The organism is Neobacillus sp. DZ-9 (assembly GCF_059587065.1).
Window position 1 is genome coordinate 46,041 of sequence record NZ_JCAIOL010000009.1, and the last position, 14,118, is coordinate 60,158.

At 38.9% G+C, this 14,118-nt stretch carries 13 protein-coding genes; all 13 read left to right on the plus strand.

The genetic code is table 11. From position 1 onward, the window contains the following. The first annotated feature begins 19 nt into the window (after nucleotides 1-19). Nucleotides 20-910 carry a LysR family transcriptional regulator gene (locus AC59HZ_RS22690; RefSeq protein ID WP_496548032.1) on the plus strand — a complete coding sequence of 297 codons (891 nt, stop codon included), beginning with the start codon at nucleotides 20-22 and terminating at the stop codon, nucleotides 908-910. Nucleotides 911-1,774: 864 nt separating this feature from the next. Further along, on the plus strand, nucleotides 1,775-1,951 hold the full coding sequence (locus AC59HZ_RS22695) for a Spo0E family sporulation regulatory protein-aspartic acid phosphatase (RefSeq protein ID WP_496548033.1): 177 nt from the start codon (nucleotides 1,775-1,777) through the stop codon (nucleotides 1,949-1,951). Between the two features lie 366 nt (nucleotides 1,952-2,317). Next, complete coding sequence (locus tag AC59HZ_RS22700; RefSeq protein ID WP_496548034.1) at nucleotides 2,318-2,488, plus strand: hypothetical protein; 171 nt, start codon at nucleotides 2,318-2,320, stop codon at nucleotides 2,486-2,488. A gap of 398 nt (nucleotides 2,489-2,886) precedes the next feature. Then, nucleotides 2,887-3,618, plus strand: a complete 732-nt coding sequence (locus AC59HZ_RS22705; RefSeq protein ID WP_496548035.1) for a GntR family transcriptional regulator — start codon at nucleotides 2,887-2,889, stop codon at nucleotides 3,616-3,618. 260 nt (nucleotides 3,619-3,878) lie between these two features. Further along, complete coding sequence (locus AC59HZ_RS22710) at nucleotides 3,879-4,994, plus strand: LacI family DNA-binding transcriptional regulator (RefSeq protein WP_496548036.1); 1,116 nt, start codon at nucleotides 3,879-3,881, stop codon at nucleotides 4,992-4,994. Between the two features lie 94 nt (nucleotides 4,995-5,088). Beyond that, nucleotides 5,089-6,363, plus strand: a complete 1,275-nt coding sequence (locus tag AC59HZ_RS22715; RefSeq protein WP_496548037.1) for a Gfo/Idh/MocA family protein — start codon at nucleotides 5,089-5,091, stop codon at nucleotides 6,361-6,363. Between the two features lie 204 nt (nucleotides 6,364-6,567). Beyond that, the gene (locus AC59HZ_RS22720; protein WP_496548038.1) at nucleotides 6,568-7,821 is read left to right on the plus strand and encodes an ABC transporter substrate-binding protein; all 1,254 of its coding nucleotides are present in this window, start codon (nucleotides 6,568-6,570) and stop codon (nucleotides 7,819-7,821) included. A 59-nt stretch (nucleotides 7,822-7,880) separates the two neighbouring features. Continuing rightward, nucleotides 7,881-8,828, plus strand: coding sequence for a carbohydrate ABC transporter permease (locus AC59HZ_RS22725; RefSeq protein ID WP_496548039.1), 948 nt, complete (start codon nucleotides 7,881-7,883; stop codon nucleotides 8,826-8,828). Nucleotides 8,829-8,918: 90 nt separating this feature from the next. Next, a complete protein-coding gene (locus tag AC59HZ_RS22730) occupies nucleotides 8,919-9,677 on the plus strand; it encodes a carbohydrate ABC transporter permease (RefSeq protein WP_496548201.1) in 759 nt (252 codons plus the stop codon). A 180-nt stretch (nucleotides 9,678-9,857) separates the two neighbouring features. Continuing rightward, nucleotides 9,858-10,757: an ROK family protein gene (locus tag AC59HZ_RS22735; RefSeq protein WP_496548040.1), complete on the plus strand. Its 900-nt coding sequence runs from the start codon at nucleotides 9,858-9,860 to the stop codon at nucleotides 10,755-10,757. Nucleotides 10,758-10,782: 25 nt separating this feature from the next. Next, the gene (locus AC59HZ_RS22740) at nucleotides 10,783-11,949 is read left to right on the plus strand and encodes an SIS domain-containing protein (RefSeq protein WP_496548041.1); all 1,167 of its coding nucleotides are present in this window, start codon (nucleotides 10,783-10,785) and stop codon (nucleotides 11,947-11,949) included. A gap of 52 nt (nucleotides 11,950-12,001) precedes the next feature. Next, nucleotides 12,002-13,180 (plus strand): N-acetylglucosamine-6-phosphate deacetylase, encoded by a 1,179-nt coding sequence (gene nagA, locus AC59HZ_RS22745; protein WP_496548042.1) that lies wholly within the window; start codon nucleotides 12,002-12,004, stop codon nucleotides 13,178-13,180. Beyond that, nucleotides 13,177-14,112: a tagatose-6-phosphate kinase gene (gene lacC / locus AC59HZ_RS22750; protein ID WP_496548043.1), complete on the plus strand. Its 936-nt coding sequence runs from the start codon at nucleotides 13,177-13,179 to the stop codon at nucleotides 14,110-14,112. The genes nagA and lacC overlap by 4 nt, the downstream gene beginning before the upstream one ends. Nucleotides 14,113-14,118 lie beyond the last annotated feature (6 nt).

Here is a 14,118-nt window from a genome sequence, read left to right on the forward strand (position 1 = left end):
TAGATGGAGAGTAGCTATTATGGAATTAAGACATCTTAAAACTTTCAAATTCGCGGCAGAGTACTTAAATTTTACAAAGGCTGCTCAGCAGTTAAACTTCACTCAACCTGCTGTAACTGCACAAATTCAGACGCTCGAACAAGAATTGAAACAGCAGCTATTTACACGAATAGGAAAGAAGAACTTTTTGACGCCTGCAGGTGAAATCCTTCGAACATATACAGATCAGATATTTTCCATAGTAGAGGAGATTGAATCATCTTTCTCCGAACTTTCAAATTCGTATGGCAATATTACGATTGCCGCTAGTGAAGGGTATTGTACGAATTGTTTTCCTTATGTAATTTCTGAGTACCAGAAGCTATATCCTCATGTACAGATTAAGGTGATTTCTTGTAACAGTGATGAGGTTATAAAAGGGATCGAATCAAACAAATACGATATAGGGATTATTTCGGGTGAGCTAAGTAAAAATGGAATTACAAACATCGTGATTGCAGAGGAAGACATGGTTCTAGTGGTTTCTAAAGATTTATATGTTAGGTACCCGGAAGAGCAATTACTGGCGAATTTTCCTTTTATTAAATATCAAGCTGGAGAATATTTTGAAACGATAATAAATAAATATTTGATTCAATCGAAACTCTCATTACAAAACGTAATAGAATTTGGAAGTTTAGATGCGATCAAAAAGGCCGTATTAATTAACATTGGGGTAGCGTTGTTAATCAGTGACTGCATAAAAAAAGAAATTAGCAATGGTGATTTAGTCCCAATCCTAGTTACTGAGAACAAAGTAAAAGTAAACACTTCTATCATTACGTTGAAGGAAAAAGAAAACGTAGTAACAATTCAATCTTTTATTAATGTAATCCAAAAAATTTGGAATAGAATTCCTACTATGGAGTAAAAAAGCCGAACGATATTCTTTTAGTAGTGTTATAACACCGTTATTAGTAGGGAGGTAAATTGTGACAGGTGTGTAACATGAGACAACAGGGCTATGTTAAAAATCGTAGTATGACTGCACTTTATTACATATCAAGGAATCCACTTTAAGAAAGTATGCCTTACTGCTTCAGTAGGATCTGGTGCAAAAACTTTAGAACAATTGCAATGAATCTCTAACTCTTGAACATGCTGATACTATTACTCTAAACAAGATGTGAGATCGTATAGAAAAACAAAAATAACATTTACTTTTAATAGAAATATTAGAATTTCCTACTTATTTACGGAGGGACCAGCACCAGATTTTTTGGACTGGTGCATATTAGTATAGTGCTGAATTTCAATAAAATAATGTTATGGTTACCATAATGTTTCTTGATTTTACAAAAAATTTAAAAAAACTTAAAGTTTTAATATAAGCTGCATCAGCCAAGTACACGAAAAGATAAGGAAGGGAATACAGGTAAAGCGAAAAAGATTGCGGTAAAAAAATAAATTAGATCTGTATTTATTCATGATCAGATAAGAAACTCATCTGATCGATTTTAGACAATTACTAAGAGGGATGTAGTCAGGGATATGCATAATTACCACGCTAAGGTATTTTGAAACAAGTTGTATGGGACACTTTGAAGCCTTTCTATACGAGATTATGTATCTATCCCATTAGGGGTTACTCCATTGAAACCAACTACGGATGCTGACATATCAAGTTTTCTAATCTTTACGTTGTAAATCAACAAAATCCTAACGCTATCTCTTATTGTTGTACAAAATTGGCTGACTCAATTAGCACAGAAAATATATGAGGTGAGAGGGAACGATGCTATCGATAGACTTTTCAAGCCAATTAAGAGAATTACAAGAGTGTATAGAGAACAAACGGAAAGAATTGATTGAACTAGGAATGACTTATGGATTTGCAGATAAAATAACTATCAAATGCAGTCAAGATCTTGATAAGTTGATCAATATGCAGATGCATGAAGTTTTTTGTTAGTTGATATATGTCCATTATTGTCGGCTTATCATTAGTTATATCTATTTTTGCAACTATAAAAAAATACCTATCTTTATTAAAAGAACATTCCTTAAAGGACCTAAAATAATCGTATCTGTCGTTTGTTGGCTCTGTGAGTCGCGTATAGACCTAAATATTGTAAGTATTTTAATTTTGGTGTAGTTAAAATAACGTAAATTACATCGAACCACGCTAGTTCTTTCGTTGTAAAGTACTTTCCAGCCTTTAAGAAGCCCGCTTCGTTAAATTAAAAATAGCTTTTTCAAATACTAAAAAGGATGTATCCAGGGAAATACAGATTTACAATGGTAAGCTATTTAGCATTTTAAAAATGGAGGTATTTTTGTGAGTGAGAAAGAAAAAAGGTTACAGCTTAAAACTTCTATTATTCTGGGAAAAGATACTAGCCAAATGACGTTAAACAATATTATTGAGGAACTGACTCACGTTATTGAGGCAAAAGACAAAAGTATCAGTGAATTAAATAGAAAAATATTGGTGGAAATCACTTTATAAAACTTATTTGAAGTTGATTTGGCGGAGATTCATACTGTTTTAACAGATTACAAATTTTTCTAAAACTTAAGGTGATTTAAATTTGACTACTAAAATTGGATATGATTTTTAATAGTTTAAAACGAAAGAATTTCTAGTTCTAAAAAGAAGATAAGTAAATATATGTACAGGTAAAAAGTTAGTCCGGAAGATGGTCCGATTAAGGAGCTTATTAATATTTTACAAGCTTTTACAAGCGTAGAAGATATTAGTAGCGATTTTGATAAACCATTATTATTATATTTTGGTAGATACTATTCAGTAAAGAACCTGGTTGTTGGGTTGACTCCACAAGTGTTGGTGATATAATTTAGGTTATTAAAAGAATGTTAGTATGGTTTGGAGGCAGGTTTAGTAAAATGAAACCATTGCAGCATGAAAGTTTAATTCCGCTATATCACCAATTGATGGAAAGACTAAAGGATTCGATTGAAAAGGGACATTGGACTCCGGGAGATAAAATCCCTTCGGAAAATCAATTAATGGACCAATTTGGTGTCAGCCGTAACACGGCTAAAAAAGCGATTGAGGAGCTTGTACAGGAAGGGATACTTTACCGAATTCAAGGAAAAGGAACCTTCGTGGCAAAACCGAAATTGCAGCAGTCATTGATGGGATTTTACAGTTTTAGCAAAGTATTAAAAGAAAAAGGATTGAATCCTAAGGATATCATACTAAAAATAGAAGAAGTCAAACCAACTGTCAAAATCCAGGAAGCACTGCAGCTAGGGGAAGATGTGAATGTCATAGAAATGAAACGCCTTCGCTGTGCCAATGATGAGCCATATATTTTGGAATCATCTTTCATTCCGAAACACGTCGTTTCAGATATGGAGCAGCTAAAAAAAGTAGGGGAAATTTCTTTATATGATTTGTTTTCACAACAGTTTAATATCGTAGTAACCCGAGCAAAAGAGGCATTTGAACCTGTTCTTATTCGTGCAGAAGAAAGTGGATATCTACAAACGGAGGAAGGTCGTCCGGCACTCCTGCTTGAACGGACAGCGTATGATTTTAATGGTGTGCCAGTTGAATTTTGTATATCCATTGTACGTGGGGATCGCTGCCGCTTCTACACCGAACTAAGCTAATCGATAATGACTCATAGCATTTTGTCTATGAGTTTTTTTAAAAGTTAACCTATACCAACAACCCGATGAATTTAAACATAATTTTAGTTGGTGGGTTGACAGGTTAATGGTAAGGGATGTATATTCGAATTAGTTAAAATTTTCAGTTAGTATCGAAAATTATTTTTTTAACAAACCTTGTACCAACAACCCACCATTAAGCCGAGCGGGAGAGCAACCTCTTTCACAAAATATTTAATAATTTAAAAGAAATTTCCGAAATGGGAGAAAAATTTGTTATCCTATTAATGAAAGCGCATAAGTTCAACCTAAGAGGTGTTTTAAAAGTGGCAAGATTAAAGGATATTGCGGAATATGTTGGTGTTTCTATTTCGACGGTTTCAAGAGTGATTCAAAATGATCAGACCAGAAATGTTCATCCCGAAACGAAAGCAAAAATTTGGGAAGCTGTGAAGGAGTTAGGATACATACCAAATCAGCATGCCCGAAATTTAGTAACCAACAAGCAAGAAAAGAGTAAGGCAAGAACGATGAAAATTGGCTGGGTAGCCAATCCAAAACAAGCAGAAACGAATCCTTACTATGCTAATATTTATACAGGTATTCGTGATACTTTAGCAAATAATGACTACACCCTTATTAGTATTACCAAGGATGAAATCGAAAACGAGGCGCTGCTCCTTAAGGCGATTTATGAATTGGGAATTGAAGGACTCCTCTTGATGGATAGAATTGAGGACAGTCTTATTGAATATATTCAGCAACAAATTCCTGTAGTAGGGATGGACTTTCATTATTCAGATAAAAATATGGCCACTGTAGACTATGACCGTAAAGTAGCTATAAAAAACGTGGTACAGCATTTATTGAAACAAGGTCATCGGGACATCGGGTTTATTGGTGGAGGAACTGGAGAAACGTATGAAGATTTGTATGCTGAACATCGTTTTAAAGGCTTTCAACATGCCATGGAAGAAGCAGGATTAGCTATCCAACCAGAATGGGTAATGAATACGAAATGGCAAATGGAAAATAGCTACGAAAGTATGAAAAGTTTAATGAAAAGAGATCCCTTGCATTTGCCGACTGCAATGGTTTGTGCAAGTGACTTAATGGCCATCGCTGCCATGAGAGCAGTCATCGAACATAACTATAAAATCCCTGAGGACATCGCTTTCTTTGGAGTTGATAATATTGACATGGGGAAATATTCATCACCACCGCTTTCAACAGTAGATATCCCCAAATATGAAATGGGAAGAATGGCGGCTAAAACGATTATGGAAATGGTGGAAGAGGAAGTTAAACTTCCGATAAAGATGATCTTACCGTTTGAATTAGTCATTCGTGAGTCCTCTAACATAAAACGAACCTGAGAGGTTCTTTTTTAATCAATCACTGGAAAACGTTTGGATTAAATGAGGAAAAAATGTCAGGAAACGAAAATCCATAAAGATAGGAGAGTTAAACATGAAACCACTGACGGCCATTTTGATCGGAGCAGGTGACAGAGGAGCAAGAGCCTATGCGCCTTATGCCTTAGAGTTTCCTAATGAATTAAAGATTATAGGATTGGCAGAACCAAATGGAGAAAGAAGAAGCAGATTTCAACAAGCCTATCATATTTCTGATGAAAATTGTTATGAGTCGTGGGAAGAGGTATTGAATCAAGAAACAAAAATAGCGGATATTGCGATTATCTGTACCCTTGATCAACATCATTTCAAGCCGACCATGAGGGCATTGGAATTGGGGTATCATGTTCTTTTAGAAAAACCAATGTCTCCAGATCCGGCAGAGTGTATTATGATGGAACGCGCTGCCCAAAAGCATAAACGACAGCTTACCATCTGTCATGTCCTAAGGTATACGGAATTTTGGGCAACAATTAAAAAGATTATTTCTAAAGGAGAAATTGGGGAGATCGTATCGCTGCAACTGAATGAAAATGTGGAAGTCATGCATATGTCTCACAGCTTTGTCCGCGGCAATTGGAATAACAAGGGAAGAACAAGTCCGATGATTCTTCAAAAATCCTGTCATGATATGGATATTATTTCTTTTGTGATCGGCAAGGATTGTAACCGGGTTAGTTCATATGGTTCACTGATGCATTTTAATGAAGAGAATGCCCCCATTGGAGCACCAAATAGGTGTTTAGATGGTTGTCCTGCCGAACTGGAATGTCCCTTTCACGCTGGCAGGTATTATCTTGGAGAAGGCAAAGGATGGGCAAGAAAATTTACAGAAGATGATACAAATGAAGGCATCATAAAGGCATTAAATGAAACGCCTTATGGCAAATGTGTATATCGCTCTGATAATGATGTGGTCGATCATCAAGTAGTGAATATGGAATTCGAGGGTGGGGCGACAGCAACGTTCAGCATGTGCGGCTTTACAAGGGAACAAACACGGATTGTTCAAATCATGGGTACAAAAGGCGAAATACGTGGAAATATGGAGGAAAACAGTATATCCATTTTTGATTTTCTCACGAAACAGGAAACGGTCATCAAGTTTGACAATCCCATTGGGGGACACGGCGGTGGAGACCAGGGCATCATGAGAACCTTCCTGAGGGAGGTTCAATATGGACATAAACAAGATAGTGTTTCCTCCACTTCTGCATCCGTAAGAAGTCACCTAATGGCATTTGCTGCAGAAGAATCCAGGCTCACTCAGGGGCAATCGATTGATATTGACGATTATTATACTAGTTTAGTAGAAACCGTTAAGAATTAAAGGAATCTCCCAATATTAAAAACTATTTTATTTAGGGAGGTGGTCAAAGCTAAACATAATTCATTTCTCCATTATGGTTCCAGCATCATAATCAAGTTTAAAAAAATGTAAGGGTTATCAAAGGGTAAGAGGTCATTATACCATTCAAGTTCTAAGCGTATTTTTAGAAATCTACTAAACATTTATCAGAAGGAAGGGAAACAAATGAAAAAGTGGCTTATCATGCTTTTAACTGTAATTTTAGGATTACTAGGGTTAGCCGGATGCAGTAATAGTGATACGACTTCGGGTAATGGCAAAGATGACAAAGTGGAAATCACCTATGGATTTTGGGATAAGAAGCAAGTCCCTGCTGTTGAAGAAATTATTAAGTTGTTTAATGAAAAATACCCCAACATTAAAGTGAAAACAGAGTTGACTCCATATGCTCAATATTTCCAGAAACTCGAAACAGCTGCCACTGGGGGTGCCCTGCCAGATGTTATGTGGATGAATGGTCCTCATGTTGAACAATACGCGGAGGGAAAGGTTATTCTCCCGCTTAGTGACCTTGCAAAGAAAGATAACTTTAGTTTAGATAATTATCCGAAGTCTTTAGTTGATCTTTATACTGTTGATGGAAAACTTTATGGAATCCCAAAAGACTTTGACACTACAGGCTTATGGTATAACAAAAAAATCTTTGATGAAGCAGGCGTGCCTTATCCAGACGATTCATGGGATTGGAATAAATTAAAGGAAGTTGCTAAAAAGCTGACAAATAAAGATAAAAGTATTTGGGGCTATGCTGCTGTAATGGGAAATCAAGGCGGCTATTATGATTTCATTTGGCAAAATGGCGGTTATATTATTTCTGATAATGGCAAGTCTGTTGGTTTTGACAAGCCTGAGGCCATTGAGGCGCTTAAATACAATATTAGTTTTATAAAGGAAGGGTTATCTCCAACACAAGCTCAAATGACGGAAACAGCTGCTTCCGAATTATTCTCTTCAGGAAAAATAGCGATGATGTTTGACGGTCCTTGGATGGTTCCAGAATATAAGAATAATCCTGATTTAAACGTTGCGGTTGTGCCAAAAGGAAAACAGCGCGCGGTTGCGATTCATGGATTATCAAATGTCATTGCCACGAATACAAAGCATAAAGATGCTGCGTGGAAGTTTGTCCAATTCTTAGGCTCGAAAGAAGCAGCGGAAGTATACGCGAAAACAGGAACCGTGATTCCTGCTTACAATGGTACTCAAGAAGCTTGGCTTAAATCAGTTCCGAATTTGAACCTTCAAGCTTTTATTGATGGTGTCGAGTATTCTCACCCACTTCCAAGCGTGAAAAGCACAGGGGAAATTTGGCAGTATGAAACAGACGTTCTTAAAAAGGCTTGGAGTGAGGAAGAAAGTGTAGAAGATGCCGTAAAAGAACTAACGAAAAAGGCAAATGAAGCTTTATCTAAGAAATAAAAAAATTGAAGAGGAGAAATTGTTTCTTCTCTTCTTTTTTCTAATAAGGAGGGAATACAATGAAGGAACTTCCTCTACAGGTTGAAGTGAAAGCGAAAAACAAATTTAAGGTATCGAGCTTAACAAAGACAAGGAAACGATCGGATTATTTTTGGGCCTATCTTATGATTGCTCCTACCATGCTGGGCTTGTTTATTTTTTACCTTTGGCCCATCATTCAAACCTTTTACTTTAGTTTTACTGAATGGGGAGCATTTGGACAGTATGAGTGGACGGGGTTAGCGAATTATAAGCGGATGCTTGAGGATAGCAATCTATTAAAATCGTTTAAGAATACGGGAATATATATTATCTTTACGGTCCCAATCGGGATTTTCCTTTCTATTTTGGTGGCGGTGCTCCTAAATCAAAAAATAAAGGGGAAATCCGTTTACCGGACATTATATTTTTTACCTGTCATCACGATGCCTGCAGCCATCGCCATGGTTTGGAAATGGCTTTTTAACTCCGATTATGGACTACTAAACTATCTTTTATCTTTAATCGGAATAAAGGGTCCACATTGGGTAAGTGATCCGAAAATTGCCTTATATTCGATTATTGTGGTAGCCATCTGGAGTGGGATAGGTTATAACATGGTTATTTTTCTATCCGGGCTGCAAGGAATTCCGAAGACCTATTATGAAGCAGCGGAAATGGATGGGGCAGGCCCAATAAGGGTATTCTTTAAAATTACCCTGCCGCTGCTTTCACCAGTTATTTTCTTTGTGTCCATCATGTCTCTAATTGGGGCGTTTCAAGTGTTTGACCTGATTTTCATGATGATTGGAAAAGGCAGTACCGCCCTGGAAAGCACTCAGTCGATAGTTTATTTGTTCTATCAGCATGCTTTTGTATTGAATGATAAGGGATATGCAGCAGCCATCGCTGTTCTCTTATTAGTCGTTATTCTAATTATTACAGCGATTCAAATGGTGTTACAGAAAAAGTGGGTTCATTATGATTAAAAGGAAGTGGTACCATTGGAAAGAACAAGACAGCTTGTAACGAGTAAAACATTCCTAATCCATTTCATCCTCATTGTGGGATCGGTGGCAATGGTATTGCCATTTATATGGATGATTCTCACCTCGTTAAAAACCTATGCCGAGTCGATTCATGTACCGCCTGTTATTATTCCGGAGGATTTCAAATGGGGGAACTACAAAGAGGTATTTGGACTGCTGCCTTTTTTCAAATTTATGTACAACACTTTTATTGTTACAGTCGTACGAACCGCCGGGCAGCTGTTTTTGTGTTCGTTGGCCGCCTATGCCTTTGCCCGTATTGAATTTCCAGGCAGGAATTTTCTATTTATGATAGCACTATCAGTTCTCATGGTTCCCGGCCAAGTTTTTTTGCTGCCTCAATACATGATTATTGTGAAATTAGGCTGGCTGAATACATTGCAAGCAGTTATTGTACCTGGTTTGTTTAGCGCTTTTGGTACATTTCTTCTGCGTCAATTCTTTATGGGGCTTCCAAAAGAACTGGAAGAGGCAGCAAGGCTTGATGGCTGTAACCATTTCCAAATTTATTGGAAGATTATGCTTCCACTAGCCAAACCAGGTTTAGTTGCATTGGGTATTTTTACTACCCTTTGGAGCTGGAATGAATTAATGTGGCCGATGATTGTGAATAATTCCACTGAATCAATGACACTTTCTGTCGGATTGTCATCGTTACAAGGTCAATATTTAACCAACTATCCGATCCTTATGGCAGGCTCGTTTTTGGCCATCCTGCCAATGCTGATTTTATTTATCATTTTGCAAAAGCAATTTATTGAAGGCATTGCTGTAACAGGTGGAAAATAAAGAATAATCCTCCATATAGGGTTGACCCAACAAGTTGTGGTGATATACAATAAATAATGACAAGAATTTAAACTAAATTAAAAAAGACATTTATTAAAAACTCATAGCTTGTAGTCTATGAGTTTTTAATAAATGTCACTTGTACCAACAACCCATCTATATATGTTTGGAGGTGTACAATTGAAAAAGTCAATTGGTATAGATATTGGCGGGACAAAGATTGCAGCGGGCATTATTTCTGAAACAGGGGAATTACTGAAACGTACGGAGGTAAAAAGTGATCCTTCTGACAAAGAAAAGATGTTTGCTAAAGTGGTAGAAACGGTAGACCGAGTTCTTAAAGATTCTACTTATTCGTTAGCGGACATGGAAGGCATTGGTGTTGGGGTACCGGGCAAGGTGGATCGACAACTGGGCATTGCTGTCTTTCAAAATAATTTACCTTGGGCCCAGTTTCCTGTCACTGCCAGGCTGCGGGAGAAATTTGGACTTGAGCGGATTACGATCGACAATGATGTTTACATGGCGGCCTATGCCGAATGGAAGGCGTCCCAGACAAAAATCGATGAGACGTTTGTCTACGTGACGATTAGTACTGGCATCTCCTGCTCTATTATTCATAATGGTTCATTTTTCAGAGGTGCCGGATTTGCAGGAGAACTTGGATTAATTCCTGTTCCATCGACCGGGAAGAAATTTGAGCGGCTGGAAAATATGTCTGCAGGACCAGCGATCGAAAAATTAGCACAAAAGGAAATGCAATCGGCATCTCTGTCGACTAAGGATGTCTTTGAACGCTATAACGAAGGGGCACGCGGGTTTCAGCCCATTATTGATGAAATTACGGACAATTGGGTACATGGCTTGTATTCGATTTCCTGTTTACTAGACCCACATAAAGTGGTTTTCGGCGGCAGTGTGATCGCAAACAACCCTTTTCTGCTTGACATCATTAAAGAAAAACTGAAATCATTCCAAATCCCTGAACAACAACATTTATTAAGTCAAATGTCTATTAGCGCAATGAAGCAGAATAATGGAGTGATTGGTGCTGGGTTGCGGGTATTCGAAGGAATTTAACAAATCTTAAGAGGAGTGACACTATTTGTTTACTTTAAGTAAGGAAAATTTAAAGCCCATTGGAGCATCATTTACAACTCATGAGATCAAGCAGCAGCCTGAATTATGGGGAGAAACGTTTGCATTGTATTCTAAGAAAAGTCATGAGATTGAAGCATTTTTACAGAAGCTGACTGAAAAGCACGATCGTATCCGGGTCATTTTTACAGGAGCCGGAACTTCCGCGTATGTCGGTGACACTATTACCCCGTATTTAAAAGAAAAAGTCGATGAGAAAAAGTGGGATCTGATGAGTGTTCCAACGACAGCAATTGTGTCAAATCCTTACCAATTTTTAAAGGCAGACATTCCAACATTATTGATTTCCTTTGCGAGAAGCGGCAACAGTCCGGAAAGCGTTGCGGCAGTGGAATTAGCGGAACAAGTGATAACGGACCTCTACCAGATCACCATCACCTGCGCTAAGGAAGGGAAGTTAGCACAACGGGCAAAAGGGGATGACAGCAATCTCTTACTGTTGATGCCAGAAAGATCCAATGATCAAGGCTTTGCGATGACAGGAAGCTACACCTGTATGACCCTAACAGCGCTGCTCATCTTTGATTCCGTGTCTATGGAAGAAAAATTGACCATTGTTGAAACCATTCGCCGTATGGGTCAAGGTGTGATTAGCAGAGGAGAAGATATTGAAAAAATGATTGCTTCCGATTTTGAACGGATTATTTATCTTGGCTCAGGTGGTTTTGAGGGCTTGGCAAGAGAGGCACAATTAAAAATTTTGGAGTTAACTGCAGGTAAAATTGCCACTTCCTTCGATTCATCACTCGGATTCCGCCATGGTCCCAAATCATTTGTGAATGAAAAAGCTGCAGTGTTTCTTTTTGTTTCGAACCATCCGTATACACGCCAATATGATTTAGATATGTTAAATGAATTGAGACAGGATCAAATCGCAGGCTATATTTGTGCAATCGCCGTGGACGGAGAGACTAATTATACAGGTGATACGTTCTTATTCGAAAGCGACGACCGCATAATACCGGATGCCTACTTGTCACTGCCGTATGTCATGGTTGGACAAACGCTCGCTCTATTAGCTTCGATTAAGGTCGGAAATACACCGGATACTCCTTCACCTAGTGGAACGGTGAATCGTGTTGTACAGGGTGTAACGATACACGAATACAAGTAAATCAAGGGAATAGGAATGCATGTGGTTCCCATTCCTAAACAGAGGTGCAGCTATGGAACGATTTGTGTTTGCAGACAAAATTTTTCTTGAGGATGGGGTGTCAGGCCCCGGTTATTTGGAAATCAAAGAGGGGAAGTTTGGTTCCTTTTTTGTGACTTTGCCAACTGAATCGGCTGATGTCATCGATTATTCGGGAAAATGGATTGCCCCGGGTTTAGTCGACACTCACATTCATGGCTTTAAAAATCACGATATCATGGACAACGAACTTGATGGTTTGATGGAGATTTCTGAGGGGCTGCTTTCGTGCGGCGTGACTTCTTTTTTGCCCACCACGCTAACTTCTTCGCCCGATTTATTAAACGAAGTAGTGGCGATGATAGGGGAAAATTATACAAAGGTGAAAGGTGCAAAAATAAAAGGAATCTTTTTAGAAGGTCCATTTTTTACCGAAAAACACAAAGGTGCCCAAAACACGAAGTATTTTTGTGATCCTTCAATAGAAATGCTGGAATCGTGGCAAAAGTATTCTAATCATTTTATCAAAAAGATTGCGCTAGCTCCGGAAAGGAAAGGGGCAATTGAATTTATTGAGCATGCCGTTAACGATCAGGTTACGGTGGCATTGGCCCATAGTGATGCGACATATGTTGTAGCGAAACATGCGGTTGAGAAGGGTGCTTCGATATTTGTTCATACATTCAATGGCATGAGCGGGCTGCATCATCGTGAGCCCGGTATGGTTGGCGCCGCGATGAGCCTGCCGGAAGTGTTTGCCGAAATCATTTGTGACGGTCACCATGTTCATCCTGCTGCAGCTAACATTTTAATGAATGCCCGCGGCAGGAAGGAGACGGTGATGGTAACAGATTGCATGATGGCTGGCGGTATGCCGGAAGGCCGCTATCAGCTCGGAGAATTCCCTGTCGAAGTGAAGAACGGGGCTGCCCGGTTGGAGACTGGCAGTTTAGCAGGGAGTATTTTGCAATTAAAAGAGGCTGTCAAAAATGCCGTTGATTGGGGAATTGCGACACCTGAGGAAGCCATCTATATGGCCAGTACAGCTCCAGCTAAAAGTATTGGAATCGATGGGGAATGCGGCATGATTGCGACCGGTTATGATGCCGATTTTATCGTTCTTACACCTGAACTCGAATTAACGGCCACGTATCTTGATGGTGTTTGCCGGTTTCAAGCTGAAACCTTTATGGGGAAAGAGGGAGTTCGATGATTTTAGCAGTCACGATGAATCCTTCCGTTGATATTTCCTATCCCATTCAAAATTTCAAACTGGATGATGTTAATCGTGTTGAAAATGTTCGTAAAACCGCTGGCGGAAAAGGATTAAATGTGGCCCGGGTCATCAAGCAGATGGGGGAAGATGTCTTGGCAACAGGTGTAATTGGCGGAACCATTGGCGATTTCATTATTCAGGAATTGACGAAAAGTGATATCGGGAATCATTTTTTAAAAATAAATCAAGAATCAAGAAACTGTATCGCGATCCTCCATGATGGCAAGCAGACAGAAATCCTTGAATCTGGGCCAATCTTATCGGAGGAAGAAGGAGCAGCTTTTTTAGAAAAATATCGGGAACTACTGTCTGAAGTTTCACTTGTTACCATTTCGGGGAGCCTGCCGAAAGGACTTGAATCTGGATTTTACCGGGAGATGGTTGAAATTGCCCGAGAGAAGGGAATTCCCGTGATTGTGGATACATCAGGGGAGCCGCTCCGCCAAGTTTTGACTCATGATGTAAAACCCTTCGCTATCAAGCCGAATATCTCTGAGTTATCCCAGCTTCTTGGCATAGAAGTGGAGGAGAGTATAAGCAGCTTAAAGCAATTGTTAACCAATGAGTTATTTCATGGAATTGAATGGATTGTCGTTTCGATGGGCGGGACCGGCGCTTTTATCAAGAATGGTGGAGATTTTTACATGGTTACCATTCCTGCCATCAACGTCGTAAACTCTGTTGGCTCCGGTGATGCCGCTGTTGCAGGATTAGCGGTTGCCCTGAAACGAAAGCAATCCGTTCCGGACATCCTGAAAACCGCAATGACGACGGGCATGCTCAATGCGATGGAGGCGGAAACCGGTTATATAGATCGTGAGGAGTTCGGTCAATTATTTGAAATGGTAGAAGTTATTAAAATAGATTAATAGAGG